This window comes from Kribbella sp. NBC_00359 (assembly GCF_036097425.1).
In the GTDB taxonomy this organism is placed as follows: domain Bacteria; phylum Actinomycetota; class Actinomycetes; order Propionibacteriales; family Kribbellaceae; genus Kribbella.
The window spans coordinates 2,995,498-3,014,829 of the sequence record NZ_CP107975.1; the positions used below are offsets into that span (position 1 = coordinate 2,995,498).

At 68.1% G+C, this 19,332-nt stretch carries 15 protein-coding genes; 7 read left to right on the top strand and 8 right to left on the bottom strand.

Annotated elements, in window-relative coordinates; genetic code table 11:
• Window positions 1-3: 3 nt before the first annotated feature.
• From OG876_RS14715 to OG876_RS14745, 7 genes are all read right to left on the bottom strand, one after another.
• The gene (locus OG876_RS14715) at window positions 4-1,122 is read right to left on the bottom strand and encodes an ABC transporter ATP-binding protein (RefSeq protein WP_328525407.1); all 1,119 of its coding nucleotides are present in this window, start codon (window positions 1,120-1,122) and stop codon (window positions 4-6) included.
• Window positions 1,122-1,964: a carbohydrate ABC transporter permease gene (locus OG876_RS14720; RefSeq protein WP_328525408.1), complete on the bottom strand. Its 843-nt coding sequence runs from the start codon at window positions 1,962-1,964 to the stop codon at window positions 1,122-1,124. Before OG876_RS14720 ends, OG876_RS14715 begins: the two co-directional genes overlap by 1 nt.
• Window positions 1,961-2,902 (bottom strand): carbohydrate ABC transporter permease, encoded by a 942-nt coding sequence (locus tag OG876_RS14725; protein WP_328525409.1) that lies wholly within the window; start codon window positions 2,900-2,902, stop codon window positions 1,961-1,963. The genes OG876_RS14720 and OG876_RS14725 overlap by 4 nt, the downstream gene beginning before the upstream one ends.
• Complete coding sequence (locus OG876_RS14730) at window positions 2,902-4,329, bottom strand: extracellular solute-binding protein (protein ID WP_328525410.1); 1,428 nt, start codon at window positions 4,327-4,329, stop codon at window positions 2,902-2,904. The genes OG876_RS14725 and OG876_RS14730 overlap by 1 nt, the downstream gene beginning before the upstream one ends.
• A gap of 602 nt (window positions 4,330-4,931) precedes the next feature.
• The gene (locus tag OG876_RS14735) at window positions 4,932-5,699 is read right to left on the bottom strand and encodes a hypothetical protein (RefSeq protein ID WP_328525411.1); all 768 of its coding nucleotides are present in this window, start codon (window positions 5,697-5,699) and stop codon (window positions 4,932-4,934) included.
• Between the two features lie 406 nt (window positions 5,700-6,105).
• Window positions 6,106-6,516 carry a hypothetical protein gene (locus OG876_RS14740; RefSeq protein ID WP_328525412.1) on the bottom strand — a complete coding sequence of 137 codons (411 nt, stop codon included), beginning with the start codon at window positions 6,514-6,516 and terminating at the stop codon, window positions 6,106-6,108.
• A gap of 36 nt (window positions 6,517-6,552) precedes the next feature.
• Window positions 6,553-8,862 (bottom strand): DEAD/DEAH box helicase, encoded by a 2,310-nt coding sequence (locus OG876_RS14745; protein ID WP_328525413.1) that lies wholly within the window; start codon window positions 8,860-8,862, stop codon window positions 6,553-6,555.
• A 190-nt stretch (window positions 8,863-9,052) separates the two neighbouring features.
• Between OG876_RS14745 and OG876_RS14750 the strand changes: the two genes are divergently transcribed.
• The 6 genes from OG876_RS14750 to OG876_RS14775 all read left to right on the top strand — a co-directional run bounded on the left by OG876_RS14750 (window position 9,053) and on the right by OG876_RS14775 (window position 16,627).
• Window positions 9,053-9,382 carry an STAS domain-containing protein gene (locus tag OG876_RS14750; protein ID WP_328525414.1) on the top strand — a complete coding sequence of 110 codons (330 nt, stop codon included), beginning with the start codon at window positions 9,053-9,055 and terminating at the stop codon, window positions 9,380-9,382.
• 214 nt (window positions 9,383-9,596) lie between these two features.
• On the top strand, window positions 9,597-11,903 hold the full coding sequence (locus OG876_RS14755; protein ID WP_328525415.1) for a sodium-translocating pyrophosphatase: 2,307 nt from the start codon (window positions 9,597-9,599) through the stop codon (window positions 11,901-11,903).
• Between the two features lie 378 nt (window positions 11,904-12,281).
• Window positions 12,282-13,274 carry an ABC transporter ATP-binding protein gene (locus OG876_RS14760; RefSeq protein WP_328525416.1) on the top strand — a complete coding sequence of 331 codons (993 nt, stop codon included), beginning with the start codon at window positions 12,282-12,284 and terminating at the stop codon, window positions 13,272-13,274.
• A 1-nt stretch (window position 13,275) separates the two neighbouring features.
• Entirely contained in the window at window positions 13,276-14,040 is a 765-nt protein-coding gene (locus OG876_RS14765) for an ABC transporter permease (RefSeq protein ID WP_328525417.1), read from the top strand.
• A gap of 187 nt (window positions 14,041-14,227) precedes the next feature.
• Window positions 14,228-15,022: a DUF2785 domain-containing protein gene (locus OG876_RS14770; protein ID WP_328525418.1), complete on the top strand. Its 795-nt coding sequence runs from the start codon at window positions 14,228-14,230 to the stop codon at window positions 15,020-15,022.
• A 300-nt stretch (window positions 15,023-15,322) separates the two neighbouring features.
• Complete coding sequence (locus tag OG876_RS14775) at window positions 15,323-16,627, top strand: cytochrome P450 (RefSeq protein WP_328526910.1); 1,305 nt, start codon at window positions 15,323-15,325, stop codon at window positions 16,625-16,627.
• A gap of 87 nt (window positions 16,628-16,714) precedes the next feature.
• On the opposite strand, the gene OG876_RS14780 is transcribed toward OG876_RS14775, so the two are convergent.
• Complete coding sequence (locus tag OG876_RS14780) at window positions 16,715-17,533, bottom strand: TIGR03619 family F420-dependent LLM class oxidoreductase (RefSeq protein ID WP_328525419.1); 819 nt, start codon at window positions 17,531-17,533, stop codon at window positions 16,715-16,717.
• A gap of 158 nt (window positions 17,534-17,691) precedes the next feature.
• On the opposite strand from OG876_RS14780, the gene OG876_RS14785 reads away from it, so the two are divergent.
• The gene (locus tag OG876_RS14785; RefSeq protein WP_328525420.1) at window positions 17,692-19,293 is read left to right on the top strand and encodes a GGDEF domain-containing protein; all 1,602 of its coding nucleotides are present in this window, start codon (window positions 17,692-17,694) and stop codon (window positions 19,291-19,293) included.
• The last annotated feature ends 39 nt before the right edge of the window (window positions 19,294-19,332 follow it).

The following is a 19,332-nucleotide window of genomic DNA, read 5'->3' on the forward strand; positions in this document are numbered from 1 at the left end:
AGGTCATGAGGCCACGGGAGCTGGTTGGCGGGCTAGGAGGTCGCCGGACTCCTGGTCGTAGAGGAGGACTCGGGAGGCCGGGGCGGTCAGGACGACGGTTGCGCCGGGGGACGGCTCGTCTTCTTCCGGGACGGTGACGCCGACCAGGGTGCCGTCGCAGTCGACGCTGACCAGGGACTGGGTGCCCAGGTTCTCGGCTACGACGACTGTGCCGCGCAGGACCGGGCCGGTGACGTCGCCTGTCGCGATAGTGAGGTACTCGGGGCGGATGCCCACGGTCACCTCCGCGCCGGCGGGGGCCGAGAAAGTTGTCGCGGGCAACGAGCCGCCGGCGACCGTGACCGAGCCCTCGGCGGCGGACGAGCCGTTGGAACCCGCTGCGACCTTGCCGGGGAGAAGGTTCATCGGGGTGGAGCCGATGAAGTTGGCAACGAAGGTGTTGGCCGGACGGGCGAAGACCTCGCGCGGCGAACCGAGTTGCCGCAGCTTGCCGGACTCCATCACCGCGATCCGGTCGGCCAGCGCGAGCGCCTCGGCCTGGTCGTGGGTGACGAAGACGGTGGTGATGCCCAGATCGCGCTGCAGCTTCTTGAGGAAGGTGCGCGCCTCCAGCCGCAGCCGCGCGTCGAGGTTCGACAGCGGCTCATCCAAGAGCAGCACCTTGCCTTGCGAGGCGATGGCGCGGGCCAGTGCGACCCGCTGCTGCTGGCCGCCGGACAACTGGCCGGGCTTGCGCTCCAGCAGTCCTTGTAGCGACAGCGCACCAGCGGTCCGCTCAGCTGTCGCTGTACGAGTAGCCACGGCGACCCGTCGTACCTTCAGGGGGTAGGTGATGTTCTCCGCCACGTTCATGTGCGGGAAGAGTGCGTAGTCCTGGAAGACCATCGCCACGCCGCGCTTGCCCGGTTCGGTCCGGGTCATGTCGGCCGAGTCGATCCGGACCGTGCCCTCGGTCGCGGCCTCCAGTCCGGCGATCGTCCGCAGCAGCGTCGTCTTGCCGCAGCCGGACGGGCCGAGCAACGCGAAGAACTCGCCGTGGGCCACGTGCAGGTCCAGCCCGTCGACGGCGCGCACGCCGTTCGGGTAGACGGTCGCCAGGCCTTCGATGTCGATGCCCGCCATCAGCTCTTGATCCCTCCGTGGAAACGGAACCCGTACCGCGAGTTCACCAGCAGGTACAGCACGACGACCGGGATCGAGAACAGCAGCGAGAAGACCGGCAGCACCTGCAGGTTCACGCTGCCGCCTTCGTCGGTGAGGGTCTGCATCAGCACCGCACCGGGCTGCTTGTCGATCGACCGGATGAGCAGGAAGGGCACCAGGAAGTTGCCCCAGGAGTTGACGAACGCCCAGACCATGATGGTGGCCAGGCCGGGCCGCGCCACCGGCAGTACGACGTCCCGCAGGATCTGTCCCGTGGACGCGCCGAACACGCGGGCCGACTCCTCGTAGGACTTCGGCACCGCGTCGACGAAGTCCTTCAGGATGAAGATTGCCGCCGGCAACAGCCCGCCGGTCATCACCAGCGCGACGCCGAAGCGGGAGTCGATCAGCCCGAGCTGGAACATCATCACGAAGATCGGCACCATCGCGGCGGTCCCGGTGACAACCGAGGACAGCAGCAACAGTCCGTACAGCAACGCGTCCCGGCCGGGGAGACGTACGCGCGACAACGCATAGCTGGCCAGCGCGGCGAAGGCGGTCACCGCCACGGCCGTCGTCACGCAGATCAGCAGCGAGTTGACCATCGAGTGCATCGCGTACGGATGGTCGAGCGTCTTGCGGACGTTCTCCAGCGTCCAGTCCGGCCAGCGCACGCCGAGACCGGGGTTCTTGTCGAACGGCGCCGACGCGATCCACAGCATGGGTACGGCGAAGAACAGCGTGATCGCGCAGATCAGCACGTAGAAGCCGATCCGCCGTACGACGAACGCCGGCGTGACCGCCGCGGCACGCGTACTCACGAGCGCCTCCTCAACAGTCGGAGGTAGATGAGCGAGACCAGTAGGTTCGCGATCAGCAGCAGGAACGAGATGGCCGAGGAGTACCCGAGCTCGCCGCCCTGCAGGGCCACGTTGTAGATGTAGACCGGTACCGTCTCGGACTCGTGGTTCGGCCCGCCCTTGGTGAGCAGGAACGGCGAGAAGTCGTTCGCTGTCCAGAGCGAGATCAGCAGCGTGTTCGTCAGCACGTGCCCGCGGATGTGCGGGAACACCACGTCCCGCAGCGTCTGCCAGCCGGATGCACCGACCATCCGCGCCGACTCCAGTTGCGACGGCGGGACCGCCTGCAGCGCGGAGGAGTAGAGCATCATCGAGAACGCCGTACCGCGCCAGGTGTTGAAGAACACCAGGCACGCCATCGGGTAGTCGATCAGCCACGCGGTCCCCGGCGTACCGAGGATGCTGTTGAGCGTGCCGCCGTCGCGGTCGAAGAACGCGACCCACAGGTACGCGACCACCGTCGACGGCAGGATCCAGGCCAGCAGCACGAAGGCCTCGACAGTACGGCGAACGGCCGGCCGGGTACGGCGCATCACCCAGGCCAGCGTGAAGCCGAGGATGTTCTGGCCGATGATCGCGGAGCCGAGGACGAACAACATCGTCAGCCACAAGGCGTTGTGGAAGAGCGCGTCGTTGAGCGCCTTGGTGTAGTTGGACAGCCCGACCATCGACGGCGACACGGCCTCGACACCGGTCAGCCGGTAGTTGGTGAGCCCGATGTAGATGGTCCAGACCGCCGGGAAGACCAGGAACGCGCCGACCAGCAGCAGGGCCGGAGCGACGAAGCCGAAGGCCCGGCCGACGCCGAGGCCCGCCACATCAAGAGCGGGACCCCGGCGGCCTGCCGGACCGCGTTCCCGGACCGGATCGCCCGGCACGGGTGCGGAAGCGGAAGTCATCAGTTGCTGGTGACCTTGTCCTTGCTGCCGGCCGCGGTCTCGACGGCCTTCTGGTACGACGTCCCCGCCGCGTCGGTCGACTTGCCGCCGACCACGTCAGCGGTCGCCTGCTGCAGCGCGGCCGAGATCTTCGGGTACTCCGCCAGTCCAGGCCGGAACTGCGTGATCGGCAGGACCTTGGTGGCGACGAAGTTCAGCATCGGGTCGCCGGCGAGCACCTCGCTGTTGACGTCGTTGCGCTGGGTGATCTTGGCCGCGCCGTCCAGCGAGGCCTTCACCATGTCCGCGGAGTTCATGAACTGCAGGAGCTCCCAGGCCTGCTGCGGGAACTTGGTGTTCGGGTTGATCACGGTCGCGCCGCCGCCGGACATCGAGACGAAGTCCTGGCCCTTGACGCCGCCGCCCGGCTTGCTGGCCGGGATCAGCGCGTAGCCGACGGCCGAGTCGCGGTCGGCCATCTTGGCCACGCCCGCCTTCGGCTCCACCACGCTGCGCCAGAAGTAGTCGCTCTCCAGCAGGATGCCGACCTTGTTCGCGGCGAACTCGGCGAACGACTTGTCCCGGCCCTTGGCCTCGCGCTGGAGCACGGGGTCACCGAGACCGGTGCTGTAGATCTGGTGGTAGAAGTCCAGCACCTGGCGCAGTTGCGGGGTGTCGCCCAGCCACTTGCCGTCGGTGTTCACGGTGGCGCCGGTGCCGACCAGGAGCGGCAGGACACCCTGCATCGTGGTCGCCTCGCCCATCGCCGTGCCGGCGTTGATCTGGATCGGGGTGACGCCGGTCAGCTTCTTCAGCGCCTGGCCGGCGGTGATGATGTCGTCCCACGACTTCGGCTGCCAGTCGGCCGGGAGGCCGGCCTGCTGGAACAGCTTCTTGTTGAAGAACAGCACCCGGCCGTCGGTGCCACCGGGAACGCCGTACCGTTTGCCCTCGAAGCTGCCGAGCTGCTGCACGGCCTCCGGGATCTGCTTCCAGCCGTCCCAGTCGTCGACCTTGGCCGTGTCGCCGACGGTGTCGGTGAGCGGCTTGATGTACCCGGCCTGGGCGAACTCGCCGACCCAGATGCCGTCGATCTGGAACAGGTCCGGACCGGACTTGTTCGACAGGTCGAGCGACAGCTTCTGCTTGTAGACCTCGTCGTCGGAGCCGTCACCCTGGAACTTGACCGTGACGTCGACGCCCTTGCCCTTCTGCTCGGCGACGAACTTCGGGATCAGCACGTCCTCGAGGAAGGTGGCGCCGGCGCTGCTCTTGCCGCCCTTGACCGAGTTCGAGCCGATCGTCAGCTCGACCTTCTTGGCCTCGGAGTTCCGGTTCGCGTCCTGGTCACCGCTGGCGGGGTCGGACGAGCCGAGGCAGCCGGTGAGCAGGGCAAGGGCCGCGGCGCCGAGGACGCCTGCGGTGGTCAACCGCGTGAGTGATCGCATCTGGGGGGCTCCTAGCGAAAAGTGGTCCAGCAAGAGTGCCGGTCAAAGATTGGCACTCCTTGGCGATTATGTGAAGACTTTTTCCCAACCCTGGGGCGAACGTTGTCAGGGGCTGTAGGCAACCAATGGCGGACTGTCAAGCCGGAAGTCCGCGGGACGCGTTGCGGAAGGGTTAAAGGATGCTCAAGGTTTCGTGGCAACAGGTAGTTGAGTAGATACAGAATGTGACAGGCAGCGGTACGGTCATGCCGATCGGTTCAGTGGATCGGAGGTGAACGACATGGGACTGCTGCACGGAGTTGCTTGCCTTCTGGACGACCTGCTCAGTCATTGCCACCACTGGTGCCATCACCACTGGTGGTGACCCGCCTGGCCGGCTGGTGACGGCCGCGACCGGGCTGGTGGGCCGGTGACGATCCCACCGGGCTCCCGCTGACGCGCAAGCAGCGGGGATCCCGGAGTCACCCCGAGCACCGCCCTTCCACCCGAACGAGATCACCAGGACAACTGAACGCAGCGTCGATCGCGAAGGAGTGAGAAACAGCCGGCCCCGACATCGTCGGGGCCGGCTGTTCTCTGTCTGGCTGAGGATCCACTGCGGATCAGCTTTGCGCCAGCTGCATCATCTGCTTCGGCAGCACCGTCATCTGTGCCGGAATCGGGAGCTGGGGACGAACCAGTTGGAGCAGGCTGGCAGCCGCGTTCGCGATCGGCAGCGGCAGGGCCAGACCCAGCGAGGCCAGCAGTGCGTTCACGAGTGCCAGGACCGCGCCCAGGATGTCCAGGCCCGGCAGCGGCAGTGCGCTCCAGCCCTGGACCGGTGTGCCGGCCGTGGACATGCTGCCGGTCGGTTGTGCCTGCTTGGCCTTCCCCTTGCCGAGCAGAGACGTCAGGGCGAGACCGCTGGCGGCGTTCACGAACGTGCCGGCGTCCTCGTCGTAGGTCCACTTCTGGCCGTCGCCGCTACGGCAGGGCAGCACCAGCAGTGGTGCGGAGGCCGGAACCTTCGCCAGGTCCGCACCGCTGTCCAGGCAGGCGCCGGTCTTGGCAAGGGCGCCACCGACGCTCTTGCTCATGGCGACCTGCAGCCGGCCGGACTCGGTGTAGATCCACTCCTGGGTCTTGCCCTCCTTGCCCGGGGCACACGCCATCATGACCGCCATCGGGACCTTGGCAGCCGCGACGAAGGTGAGGCAGTACCGCGTGTCGGCGCGGGTGGCGATCTGTTTCGCCACGCCCACCTCGACGCCCGGAGCGGTCGAGCCGCCGGAGACCGGATTCGCGGCCTGCGCCGGTACGGCGGTGGCCAGGGCCACGCTGACCGCGAGCACTGCCACGCCGGTGCGGCTCAATACCTTACGGATGATCAAGACAACCTCCAGAGGTCGTGCCATCTCAGCTCGCGTCGGGTCGTCGGGACCCCGCGGCGTGAGCCGGTCCGGGCTCCGGGAACCGCGACGGACACCCCTTGCGCGGAGGGCGAACTGCGGGTCGATCCCCCGTGAGGAGGCGGTGTGGCCCGGAAGGCCGATAGTGACTCAACGCGACGTTGACGCCACAACCAGTAAGGCACAGCTGAGTCGGCGGTGGTTATGGCGCGACCGCGGAACTTGATGCCAATGGCAACTAACTGCCAGAGCAAAGTCGTTGCGCAGGGCATCGAAACCCTGCTGCAGGTCCGCCGTGCGGAGGCTGTGCGGTGATCGAGATATTACAGCAATCCGGCGATGAACGGGGTCGTCGCCGCGTTAGTCGATGCCTTCGGCAACGGAGTTGTCAGTGCGGCTGTTTGGTGTCGCCGGGGTCCGGAGCGAGCTCCTGCTCGGTCGCGAGACGTTCGTCGGCCGGTGCCTCGCGGGCGGTCTCGAGGGCTGCCGGCTGCTCGGCACCGGCGTCACCTTCCGTGATCTCGCCGCCGACGGTGTCGCTCGGCGTAGTGGCCGCCTGGGCGCGGAGTTCGCGCATCTCCTTGCGCCGGCGATAGCCGCGGCCGAGTCCCTTCTTCGTCAGCCACAGACCGGCCAGCAGCGCCAGCCCGGTCACCACGCCGAGGAAGAACACAGTCGGTACGGCGACACCGAAGTCGACGCCGAACACTTCCAGCTTGGTCGAGGCGGTGGACGACACCGACACTCCGAGCCCGAACAACACGGCAAGCGTGATCAGAACAATTCCGAGAACAACCATGGCTAGCTGCCTCTCCGCCCGGGGCTGCCGGACTCTTCAGGCCTCACTGCTCAGTAGTGCGGTGAGCAGCGTGACCGCGCCGCTCTTGTCGAGTGGGTTGTTCTGGTTCCCACACTTGGGCGACTGTACGCACGACGGACATCCGTCCATGCACTCACAGTGTGCAATCGCCTCGCGTGTCGCGGTCAACCACTCGCGCGCCGCGGCGTACCCGTGTTCGGCGAATCCGGCCCCGCCCGGGTGGCCGTCGTACACGAAGACGGTAAGGGTGCCGGTGTCGGCGTGCCGGGCGGTGGAGACGCCACCGATGTCCCAGCGGTCGCAGGTGGCGAACAGCGGGAGCAGGCCGATCGACGCGTGCTCGGCCGCGTGCGCCGCTCCGGGCACGTCGGACAGCCCGAGACTCTCGACAACTGCGTCGGGCACGGTCCACCAGACCGCCTTGGTCCGCAGGGTCCGCTCCGGCAGGTCGAGGGGCTGCTCGTCGAGTACGTCGCCGGTCGCGATCAGCTTGCGTTGGTACGAGATCACTTGGCTTGTCACCTGGACCCAGCCGCGCGACAACTCCGCCGTACCCCAGGTGCAGGTCGCTTCGGTCGCCAGGATGCTGATCTCGGTCACGTCCCGGGCGAAGGTGGTGTAGTCGGGCGACGCCGGCTCGACGACGGCTGCGTGCTCCTCGAGGTCCAGAGTCCTGACCAGATAGGACTCACCTGCGTGCACGTAGACAGCGCCCTCATGGACCGAGGCATGTGCGGAGCCGCCGTCGACAGTGCCGAGCAGCCGGCCGGTCTGGTCCTCCACGATCTGCACTGTCTTGCCACCGGCCGACCGGATGTCGATGGCATCCACGGCCCGCTCCCGGCGCGTCCAGAACCAGCCGTGCGGTCGCTCGCGGAGCAAGCCCTGCCGGACGAGCTGCGCGATCACGGATGGCGTCGTACTGCCGAAGATCTCGTAGTCATCGGGGGTGAGTGGCAGCTCTTGCGCGGCGGCGCACAACTGCGGACCCAGGACATACGGGTTCTCCGGGTTGAAGACCGTTGCCTCGACCGGGCGTCCGAAGATGGCGGCCGGATGGCGGACCAGATAGGTGTCCAGCGGGTCGTCGCGGGCCACCAGCAGGGCCAGAGCGTCCCCACCGGCTCGGCCGGCGCGCCCTGCCTGCTGCCACAACGACGCGCGGGTGCCGGGCCAACCTGACAGCAGTACGGCGTCCAGTCCGGCGATGTCGATGCCCAACTCCAGAGCGTTGGTTGCCGCGACCCCAGTGAGCTCACCACTCTGCAGCATGCTCTCGAGTCGTCGACGCTCCTCGGGCAGATAGCCCGCCCGGTACGCCGACACCTGCTCTGACAACGCAGGATCCACCTCAATCAGGTTCTCCCGGGCTGTCATCGCAACTGTCTCCGCGCCACGACGAGAGCGCACGAACGCCACAGTCCGCACGCCCGACACGACCAGATCGGTCAGTAGGTCGGCCACCTCCGCCGTGGCAGAACGCCGTACCGGAGCGCCGTTCTCACCGCGCAGTGAGGTCAGCGGTGGTTCCCACAGACCGAAGGAGATGCCGCCGCGGGGAGAGCCGTCCTCCACCACCTCGACCATCGGCAGACCGGTCAGTCGCTCGCCGGACACCGCCGGCTCGGCCACCGTCGCCGAAGCGCAGACGAAGATCGGATGGGCGCCGTACTGCGCGCAGACTCGACGCAATCGGCGCAGTACGCCGGCGACATGCGCACCGAAGACGCCGCGATAGTGATGACACTCGTCGACCACGACGTACTGCAGGCAGCCCAGGAAGCGCGCCCAGCGCTGGTGGTTCGGCAGGACCGAGCGGTGCAACATGTCCGGATTGCTGAGCACGTACGTCGCGTGGTCGCGAGCCCAGTCGCGTTCGGTGCGCTCCGAGTCGCCGTCCAGCGTCGTGGCGCGCAGACCGGGCACTGTGTACGACGAGACCGCGCGGAGCTGGTCGTGCGCCAGAGCTTTGGTCGGGGACAGGTACAGAACCGAGGCCGTCCGCCGATGTGGTGACGCGGCCTGCGCGATGCTCAACGTCGCGAACGAAGGCAGCAGATAGCCGAGGGACTTTCCCGACGCCGTGCCGGTTGCGACCACGACGTGCCGACCGGAGTACGCCGCTTCCGCGGTGGCGACCTGATGCGTCCAGGGTGCGGTGATCCCGGCGTCGGCGAGCTGGCCGAGCACGTCGTCCGGAACCCAGCGCGGCCAAGCACACGTTCGTCCCACCCGGGGCGGCACGGACTCGACATGGGTGAGCCGATCGTCGCGGCCGTTCGCCAAACGCTTGAGCACGGCCGCCGCCTCACCACCCACACGCATACTGCGAGCCTAGTCCCGGCCACGGACAGCAGCAGCCCAACGTGCACGGGCGAGTGCACACTACAGATGCACGCGGCTTTTTCGGGGTGGAGATCGACTTCGGTCTGGCGAGATGAAAGAGTTTTCGGCAACGGCCCTTCTCACGGTCCGTACATGGTTGAATGCAGCAGTTCACGGATGGGAGGCCGAAGTGAGTCTGTCGCTGACCGCGCGCGCCGAGGGCGGGCGGACCGTCATCGAGGCGACGGGTGAGATCGATGTCGAGACCGCGCCGCAGCTCGGGGACAAGATCGCCGCGCTGGTCGACGAGGGTTCCTACGACCTCGTGCTTGACCTGGAACGCGTGGAGTTCCTGGACTCCACCGGTCTCGGTGCGCTCATCGGCGGACTCAAACGGGTGCGTAACCACGACGGCTCGCTGTCCCTTGTCTGCACCCGTGAACGGTTGCTGAAGTTGTTCCGGATCACCGGCCTGAACAAGGTCTTCGACATCCACCCGGATATCGATTCGGCGATCTGACCACAGCGAAAAGGCATCCCCACCACCACGAGGAGTCACCTGGTTGTCCCGCCACCCGGGTATGGCGTAGACCACCCTGTCGTCAGGTCTGGTCGGATACCCGTTAGAGTGACCCACCGCGCCAGTTCCTGGTGCTGTGTCGTATTTCCCCAACCCTTCGGTTGCGGCAGATGGGGGCCGTCAAGCCTGGATGGGTTGCCTACAAGGAGGACGGATGTCCGCGCTGCTTGCACCACAAGCGGTGGATCTTTCGTCGAGCAACACCACACTGGTGATCGTCGTCGGAGTGATCGCGATCCTCGCGGTCGCCATTGCGATGGTCTTCCGGGGCCAGGTGCTTGCCGCGAACGATGGCACCGAGAACATGAAAACGATCGCCGCAGCGGTTCAGGAAGGCGCGTCCGCCTACCTGAGCCGGCAGTTCCGGACACTGTCGATCTTCGCCGTGGTCGCGTTCCTGTTGCTGTTCCTGCTGCCCGCGCACAGTGACGGCGGCAACGAGACGACGCTGAAGATCTTCCGATCCGTCTTCTTCCTGGTCGGCGCGGGCTTCTCCGCTCTGATCGGCTACCTGGGCATGTGGCTCGCGACGCGCGCCAACGTCCGCGTCGCCGCCGCGGCCCGCGACGAGGGCCGCAACCCGGCGATGCGGGTCGCGTTCCGCACCGGTGGCACCGTCGGTATGGCGACCGTGGGCTTCGGCCTGTTCGGTGCGGCGCTGGTCGTCCTGCTGTTCAAGGGTGACGCCCCGACCGTGCTCGAGGGCTTCGGTTTCGGTGCCGCTCTGCTCGCGATGTTCATGCGGGTCGGCGGCGGTATCTTCACCAAGGCCGCCGACGTCGGCGCCGACCTGGTCGGCAAGGTCGAGCAGAACATCCCCGAGGATGACCCCCGCAACGCGGCGACCATCGCCGACAACGTGGGCGACAACGTCGGTGACTGCGCCGGTATGGCCGCCGACCTGTTCGAGTCGTACGCCGTGATGCTGGTGGCGTCGCTGATCCTGGGCAAGGCCGCCTTCGGTGAGCAGGGCCTGATCTTCCCGCTGATCGTGCCGGCCATCGGTGCCGTCACCGCGGTCATCGGCGTCTTCCTGACCCGCCCGCGGACCGGCGAGAACGGGCTGCGCACGATCAACCGCGCGTTCTACGTCTCCGCCGTGATCTCCGCGGTCCTGTGCACGGTGGCCGCGTTCGTCTACCTGCCGAGCCACTTCAGGGACCTGACCGGCGCCACCGACGCGATCGCCGCCCACGACGGCGACCCGCGGCTGATCGCCACCGTGTCGGTGATCATCGGCATCGTGCTGGCCGCGATCATCCTGGCCCTGACCGGCTACTTCACCGGCACCGAGGACAAGCCGGTCAAGGACGTCGCCAAGACCTCGCTGACGGGCGCGGCGACCGTGATCCTGTCCGGTATCTCGGTCGGCTTCGAGTCCGCCGTCTACACCGCGCTGGTGATCGCGGCCGCCGTGTACGGCGCGTTCCTGGTCGGCGGCTCCGGTGTCGTCGCCCTGTTCGCGATCGCGCTGGCCGGCTGTGGTCTGCTCACCACGGTCGGCGTCATCGTCGCGATGGACACCTTCGGCCCGGTCTCCGACAACGCGCAGGGCATCGCCGAGATGTCCGGTGACGTGGACGGCGAGGCGGCCCAGATCCTGACCGAGCTGGACGCCGTCGGCAACACGACCAAGGCCATCACCAAGGGCATCGCGATCGCGACCGCCGTACTGGCCGCGACCGCGCTGTTCGGCTCGTACACGGACTCGATCTATGCGGTCCTGAACGACGCGGGTGACGCGGCGTTCAACGCGGACGCGCTGGTGTTCGACCCGTCCACCCTGGTCGGTCTGATCATCGGTGCCGCGGTGGTGTTCATGTTCTCCGGCCTGGCCATCAACGCCGTCGGCCGTGCCGCGGGCGCGGTCGTCTACGAGGTACGTCGCCAGTTCCGCGACATCCCCGGGATCATGGAGGGCACCGGCAAGCCGGAGTACGGCAAGGTCGTGGACATCTGCACCCGCGACTCGCTGCGTGAGCTGGCCACCCCGGGTCTGCTCGCGCTGACCGCGCCGATCGCTGTCGGCTTCGGTCTCGGCGCCTCGGCGCTGGCCGGCTACCTGGCCGGTGCGATCGCGTCCGGCACTCTGATGGCGGTCTTCCTGGCCAACTCCGGTGGTGCCTGGGACAACGCGAAGAAGCTGGTCGAGGACGGCAACTTCGGCGGCAAGGGCTCGCCCGCGCATGAGGCCACGGTGATCGGTGACACCGTCGGTGACCCGTTCAAGGACACCGCCGGCCCGGCCATCAACCCGCTGATCAAGGTCATGAACCTGGTCTCGCTGCTGATCGCCCCGGCCGTCGTGGGTATGTCGACCATCGGCGAGGACACCAACACCCCGCTGCGGATCGCGATCGCCCTGGCGGCGGTGGTGATCCTGGCCGTGGCCGTCGTCGTCTCCAAGCGCCGTGAGTCGGTCATCTCCGACACCCCGGCCGAGGTGAACACCGCCGCCTGACCCCGGTCGTACGGCGGAATCCGTCGTACACCGATGTAGCTCGAACGGAACGGCCCGCCGGATCACCCGGCGGGCCGTTCCGGCTTCCTGGTAGTCCCTGCCACTTTGCCGGCGGTCGCGGTCAACCAGCCCGAAGTAGCGCCGCCCGTCGACTTTCGGCTGATGCGCTCCGCTGGGTGGATGGGGGATCGTCGGGGTTGTGGTCAGGGCTTTAACCGATGGCAGCGCTCTCCGGGCGGACGGCAGAATCAACCCACGGGTGGACACACCGGATCCGCCCCGGGTCCGATGATCTGGCCCCGTCCGACCTCGATACTGAATGCGACACAGAACGTCCCGACGACCAACTGACGCGCCACCCGAACGAGGAGTACGGCGATGATCGAGGCAAAGGGCCTCACCAAGCGATACGGCGCAACCGTTGCCGTTGACAACCTGTCTTTCGAGGTGAAACCCGGCAAGGTGACCGGCTTCCTCGGCCCGAACGGGGCCGGCAAGTCGACCACCATGCGGATGATCCTCGGCCTGGACACCCCCACCGCGGGCGAGGTCACCATCGACGGCCAGCGCTACCGCGACCTGCACCGGCCGCTGACCAAGGTCGGCGCGCTGCTGGACGCGAAGTGGGTGCACCCGAACCGGTCTGCCCGGGCCCATCTAGCCTGGATGGCCGCGTCCAACAAGTTGCCGAAGGACTCCGTCGACAAGGTCCTGGAGATGGTCGGCCTGACCACGGTCGCCGGCAAACGGGCCGGCGCCTACTCGCTGGGTATGTCGCAGCGGCTCGGCATCGCCGGCGCCCTGCTCGGCGACCCGGAGGTGCTGCTCTTCGACGAGCCGGTCAACGGCCTCGACCCGGAGGGCATCGTCTGGATCCGTACCTTCATGCACCGGCTGGCCGACGAGGGCAAGACCATCCTGGTGTCCAGCCATCTGCTGTCCGAGATGGCGCTCACTGCCGAGGAACTGATCGTCATCGGCCGCGGCAAGCTGATCGCGCAGAGCACCACCCAGGAGTTCGTCGACCGCGCCAGCGGTACGACGGTCAAGGTGCGGACGCCGCAGCTCGACCAGCTGGCCGGCGTACTGCACCAGCAGCAGCTGGTCACCCGGATCGAGGACGTCGAGAACGAGGGCAAGGTCCTGTTCGTCGAGGGCGACCTGACCACCGACCACGTCGGTGAGGCAGCCGCCGCGCACGGCATCGTGCTGCACGAGCTGACCCTGCAGCGCGGCTCGCTGGAGCAGGCCTTCATGCAGATGACCGGTGACTCGGTCGAGTACCACGCGCACGACGAGATCGCCGCGGTGACCCAGCTGGACGCGCCCACCGCCACCGAGGTGGCCGCAGGTCCGAAGGAGGACAACTGACATGTCGGTGATCACAGTCGAGCGGATCAAGCTCTTCTCCACCCGCTCGCCGTGGTGGTGCATGGTCATCGCGGCCTTCCTGACCGTCGGCTTCGCGGCGCTGACGACCGGCTTCCTCAAGGGCGCCGACGAGCAGCAGGCAACGATCTTCATCACCCAGCCGGGCGCGCAGCTCAGCCAGATGGTGATGATGGTGATGGCCGCGCTGGCCGTCACCACGGAGTACCGGTTCGGCACCATCCGGACCAGCTTCCAGGCTGTCCCGCAGCGCGCTTCGCTGCTGCTCGGCAAGACCGCCGTGGTCGCCTTCCTGGCGGCTGTCGTCGGCCTGATCGCGTCGTTCGGCGCCTGGGGCGTCGGGAGCCTGTTCGCGAGCAACGCCGACCTGTCCATCAACACCGGCGCCGAGTGGCGGCTGCTGGCCGGACAGGGCCTGGTCTTCGCGATCTCCGCGGTGATCGCGGTGGCGGTCGGCATCCTGATCCGGCAGAGCGCCGGCGCGATCGCGATCCTGATCCTCTGGCCGCTGCTGGTGGAGAACCTGGTCAACCTGATCCCGAAGGTCGGCGACGACCTGGCCAGGTGGGCGCCGTTCGCGAATGGCAGCTCGTTCCTGAACCAGGGGCAGGACTTCGGCCTGGCCGGACCCGACGCCGGTGGCAGCAACTTCGCGCTCAGCCCGTGGTGGGCGCTGCTGTACTTCGCCGGCTGGGCGGCCGCACTGATGACGATCGCCCTGGTCACGGCGAGCAAGCGCGACGCCTGATATAGACCACCCCGGCCGAGGTTGAGGGGCCCTGGCCGGGGCATGGGGTCCGGCCGGGCTGAGGGGTCCTGGTCGCCACGGCCCGTGGAACGTCTGGGAGACCGGACGCGCCACGGGCCGGTTCCCTGTGCGGCGTGCCTGGGCAACGGGTGGCGGGCGGCCTGGGGAAGCGTCTACCGTGCCGCGCATGACCGACTGGGCGCAGGTGCGAGAAGACGGCTACCCGGTTCCGGGTGATCGTCCGGTGGACGAGCTGGTTGCGGAGCTGACCGGCATGCTGCGGTCGCCGGATCCGCTGGTGCGGGACCGGCAGGCGTACTCCGTGCTCGCCACCTGGATCGGCCGTGGGGTGCTCTCCACCCAGCAGTTGCGTGCCCTGGGCGACGAGATGGTTCCGAGGTTCGGCGACAGCGAGATCCAGGCACGGACCTTCGCCCCGCTGATCCTGGACGCGATCGTCTCCGCCGGTGTCTTCGAGGCGAGCTGGGTGCCGCCGTACGAGCGCTGGTACGTCGCCGAGGAGGACCTGCGCGGGTACGACGCGAAACTCGGCTGGCTGCACGCCGTCGCGCACGGTGCCGACCTGCTCGGCACCCTCGGACTGCACCCGGCGGTCGAACCCGTCCAGATGCTCCGCCTCGGCATCGGCCGCCTGCTCACGCCGACGCCGTACGTCCCGCGCGACATGGAAGACGACCGCCTCGGCTACGCCCTGGCCGTCACCCTGACTCGCCCGGACCTGACCGACTCGGACGCCACCGAGTGGCTGGACCCGGCGCTGCGGGCGTTCGCGACCCCGCCCGCGGAAGGCATCACCCCTGAGGTGACCAACACCATTCGCACCCTGCGAGCCCTCTACCTGCTCGTCGACCATGGTCTTCGGCTGCCCGGCGCTCAGGACGTTGTCCACATCCCGCAGCGGGATCAGGTGAAGGCGAAGATCATCGAGGTCGTCCGCAGGGTGACGCCGTACTACCTTTGAGAGACAGGGCAACAGACCACCGGTGGTCGGCGCATCCTACTTTCGGCTGTGATTTCCCTGAAGTGACCCTGATGTACGGCGTGCCGTGGTCCAGGGCGGTGTACAGGTGGTTTCCGGTGGCTGCGGGGATCACGTCTGTGACAAGGTCTGTGCTGGCAGAACCATGGACCCCTCCCATGGTGGTGCCAACGCCACTACCGAAGTAGTGCCAACACCATCAGATCTGGTCCTTGGCAACGTTAGCTTTTAGGTGACGAAAGCCGTCGGGGGCAGCAGTTTCAGAGAGGGCGCGTGGAAGTCATGGTTGCGACATACCTGAAGAGATGGGTCGGCAACCGGATCTTGAGCAGGACCACCCGCAGGGGTGGTCTCGACCTGTCCAAGATGCGGATGATCCCGAGCTCGGTCTCGATGCCGTTGCGCCGGGAGGGCGTGGACCCGGTGCCTGCGCTGGCACAGGTGCGCGAGACCGAGCCGGTGCACAAGCTGACCCACTTGTTCGGGCTCAACGTGTGGGTGGTCAGCGGTCACGCCGAGGCGAAGGCTGTGCTCGCCGACACCACGAACTTCAGCAACGACATCCGGCCGCTGGTCGGCTCGGACCCGGACAAGCCGTCGGAGGGCATCGGCGGTCTCGGGTTCACCGACCCGCCGGACCACACCCGGCTCCGCAAGCTGCTGACGCCCGAGTTCACCAAGCGCCGGCTGGCCCGGCTGGAGCCGGCGATCGAGAAGATCGTCAACGACCAGCTGGACCTGATGGAGGCCAAGGGGCCGGTCGCCGACATCGTCTCGGACTTCGCCTTCAACGTGCCGTTCCTGCTGATCGCGGACCTGCTCGGCGTCGAGGAGTCCGATCGGGACCGTTTCCGCGCGCTCGGGCCGGCCCGGTTCGACCTGTCCGGTGGTGGGATCGGGGTGTTCGGGTCGGCTTCGGAGTCGCGGGACTTCCTGTTCGAGATCGTCCGCAAGCAGCGGGCGAACCCCGGCGACGGGCTGATCGGGTCGATCATCCGCGAGCAGGGCGACGCGATCGACGACATCGAGCTCGGCGGTCTCGCGGACGGGGTGTTCCTGGGTGGGTACGAGACGTCCGCGAGCATGCTGGCGCTCGGCACGCTGATGCTGCTGCGCGATCCGGAGAACTTCGAACGGATCCGGAACGAGCCGGGCGCGGTCGACGGGATCGTCGAGGAGCTGTTGCGGTATCTGACCGTGGTGCAGGTGGCGTTCCCGCGGTTCGCGCGGCACGACCAGGAGCTGTTCGGCCACCAGGTGAAGAAGGGCGACCTGGTCGCGGTGTCGCTGTCCGGCGCCGACCGGGACAAGCGGGTGTTCGGCGACGACGCCGAGGACTTCTACCCACGCCGTACGGTGTCGTCCGCCCACCTTGCGTTCGGTCACGGCATGCACCGCTGCGTCGGCGCCGAACTGGCGCGGATGGAGCTCCGCGCCGCCTTCACGGCCCTCGCACACCGCTTCCCCGACCTGTGCCTGGCCGTCCCCGAGGAACAACTCCGCTTCCGCGACTTCTCCATCGTCTACGGCGTCGAGACCCTCCCCGTCCAACTCCACGCCACCCCCGCCGAACAAGCCGCCGGCTGAAGCGCAGCCGCAAGGAGCTCGGTGTGCCGCCGAGCAGACCTTGGCGAGGACTCCACCTTGCGTCTACCGGTCGCGCCGGCTGCGAGGTCAGCTTGGAAGGCCGAAGCGTTCTGCGAAGGCTGAGAGGTCGTCCAGGGTGGGCGGGCTGACGACCAGGCGGGTGACGCCCTGTGCCTCGTACGCCGCGACCGATTGCGGGGTCAGGTCGGCGGAGGCCCAGCGGGTGTACTCGAGGTCGTCGCGGCCGGACGTCGTCCGGACGAGGTCCCATTGGGCGGCGCGTTCAGCAGGAGGGAGCGCGCCGCCGGGGAAGTAGCCGTCGCCGCGCAGGCCGGCCCGGCGAGCCGCGGCGCGGGACGAGCCGCCGATGTGGATGGGGAGCGGCGCGAGCGGCTGAGGGAAGCTGCACAGCCCCTCGAAGGCGAAGAACTCGCCGGTGTGACTCACGCCGTCCGCGTCCCCCGACCACAGCAGCCGCAGTACGTCGATCGCCTCGTCGGTACGACGGCCACGGGTCGAGAAGTCCACGCCCATCGCCTCGGCCTCGCCCGGCAGACTGCCCAGACCCACGGTCAGCAAGCGCATCCGGCCCTTCGACAACCCGTCGATCGTCGCGAGCCGCTTCGCCAGCACGACCGGATGGTGATACGGCAGCAGCAACACCGCGGTCCCCAGCAGCAGCCGTTCGGTCGCCGCCGCGACGAACGCGAGCAGGTCGAGTGGATCGGCGTACGGCAGCGTGGTCGGCATCTCCACGCTGCCGAAGGTCGCGCCCCGATAGAGCGTCACGTGCTCAGGGACGTACAAACCCTCGAAACCGCACGCCTCGGCCCGCTGCGCATACCCGACCAGCTTGTCCGGATCCATCCCGTAGAAGGGCGTGCTGTAACTGACGGCGAACTTCATCCCGCGACCCTAAAACCCTGCCCTTGGGGTCAAGGCAAATCGGAACCGGTGGTTCTCGAGAGTAGTGCTCAGATGGCACTAGGTGGTCGATGGCCGGATCGGGTCGTGACAGAGGTGGGGGTGGGTGGTCACAATGGGCGGTCCGGCCCGAGGTGCGGGTGACGGGAACAGGGAAGGCCGCGGGCGGGATGGGTAGTGGCGAGATGGCGACGGGCGATGCGCTGACCGCCCGGATCGCCGCCGCGATGACTGCGGCCCAGTCGGGTGGGCATGCGACCGCGGCAGCCGAGATCGAGGCGGTCCGGTCCGAGCTGGGTGGGGTGCCGAGCTACCAGCTCGCCGCCGCGGAGTACGTGCGCGGCGTCACGGCCCACCACGCGAGTGACGCCGACGAGGCCCTGCGTGCGGTCGACGACTGCATCGCGGTCGCGAAGGCGATCGACGAGCCCGGCTGGGAAGCGAACGCGCTGCCGATCCGGATCATCAACCTGGCCCGCAGCGGTCGTGGTGGCGACACCGTCAACGACCTGGTCGCGGCCGAGTACGCGCTCAACCGGACCAAGGACGCCGGCCTGACCGCCTGGGCCCACACCGGTCTCGGCTACGCGTACGACGTTCTGCGACTTTTCGAACTGTGCATTCCGCATTACGAGCTGGCCACTCAGCTCGACGACGATGTGTTCGAGCTGGCCGAGTCGCTGGCGATCGACCGGCTCAACCTGGCCGAGACGTATCTGCGCTGGGCCCACGAACTCGAGCGGCTCGGCGATCCGTCGTACGGCCGGGAGATCCAGGATCGGCTCGCCTCGGCGGCGTACTGGTCGCGGGAGGCGGAGCGCGTGATCGTCGACGACGAGAGCCAGGAGTTCTGGCGACTGTCGGCCCGGCTGTGGCTCGCGGCGGCTGCCACCGAAGCGGATCCGGCCGCGGCGGTCTCCGAGCTGACCGAGTGCCGCGACGAGATCAGCAAGCTGGGTGAGACCGAGCGCGTCGCGATCGCCGGCGCCTACCTGGCCAGAGCTCTGCACGCCGATGGCAAACCCGAGGAAGCGCGAGCCGCGGCCGACCGGGCCGCTGATGACTTGATTCCGTTGGCCGATCCCTCGACCCACGTGCTCGTGCTGCAGACCAGAGCGGAGATCGCGGCGGCCGTCGGGGGCCCCGGAGCCCAGGCCGGCTTGGAGTACGCGCGCTCGGTGGCCCGGGGCTGGTGGAAGGAGCGGCAGCGGGCGCTGAACGCCGTACGGCATGCGCTTGCCACGCATGATCTGTCCGCGCGGCACGATGCCGAGTGGCATGCGGCGCGGCACGATCCGCTGACCGGCGTGGGGAATCGGCGCGCCCTCGACGAGCGGCTCACCGCGGACCGGGACTCTGGGCGCGCGGTGACCCTGCTCGCCATCGACGTCGACGACCTGAAGCTGGTCAACGACACGTATGGGCACGCCTGTGGGGACGAATTGCTGCAGGTTGTTGCAAATCTCCTGGTAGAACAGGCGCGAGCGACCGACGCCGTGATTCGATCGGGAGGCGATGAGTTCTTCGTGGTGCTCGACCAGCCGGACGCCAAGGGTGGTGCGCAGCTGGCCGAGCGGATCCGGACCGCGGTCGCCGCGATCGCGGCGGCGACCGACAAGCCCTGGCTGGGGCGGCTCGGGCTGAGCATCGGGTACGCCGCGACCGCGGAAGGCGTCGGTGTGGATCAGTTGGTCGCCACGGCGGATCGGCGCTTGTACGGGGACAAGCGCCGCAAGAGGTGAGGTACAGGCAGACGCGGCACGAGTGAGGCACGCAGGGGA

Coding starts and splice junctions, on each gene's coding strand:
- OG876_RS14765 (WP_328525417.1), top strand. CDS start 13,276: ATGTCGGTGATCACAGTCGAGCGGATCAAGCTCTTCTCCACCCGCTCG.
- OG876_RS14770 (WP_328525418.1), top strand. CDS start 14,228: ATGACCGACTGGGCGCAGGTGCGAGAAGACGGCTACCCGGTTCCGGGT.
- OG876_RS14775 (WP_328526910.1), top strand. CDS start 15,323: ATGGTTGCGACATACCTGAAGAGATGGGTCGGCAACCGGATCTTGAGC.
- OG876_RS14755 (WP_328525415.1), top strand. CDS start 9,597: ATGTCCGCGCTGCTTGCACCACAAGCGGTGGATCTTTCGTCGAGCAAC.
- OG876_RS14760 (WP_328525416.1), top strand. CDS start 12,282: ATGATCGAGGCAAAGGGCCTCACCAAGCGATACGGCGCAACCGTTGCC.
- OG876_RS14730 (WP_328525410.1), bottom strand. CDS start 4,329: ATGCGATCACTCACGCGGTTGACCACCGCAGGCGTCCTCGGCGCCGCG.
- OG876_RS14745 (WP_328525413.1), bottom strand. CDS start 8,862: ATGCGTGTGGGTGGTGAGGCGGCGGCCGTGCTCAAGCGTTTGGCGAAC.
- OG876_RS14725 (WP_328525409.1), bottom strand. CDS start 2,902: ATGACTTCCGCTTCCGCACCCGTGCCGGGCGATCCGGTCCGGGAACGC.
- OG876_RS14715 (WP_328525407.1), bottom strand. CDS start 1,122: ATGGCGGGCATCGACATCGAAGGCCTGGCGACCGTCTACCCGAACGGC.
- OG876_RS14740 (WP_328525412.1), bottom strand. CDS start 6,516: ATGGTTGTTCTCGGAATTGTTCTGATCACGCTTGCCGTGTTGTTCGGG.
- OG876_RS14780 (WP_328525419.1), bottom strand. CDS start 17,533: ATGAAGTTCGCCGTCAGTTACAGCACGCCCTTCTACGGGATGGATCCG.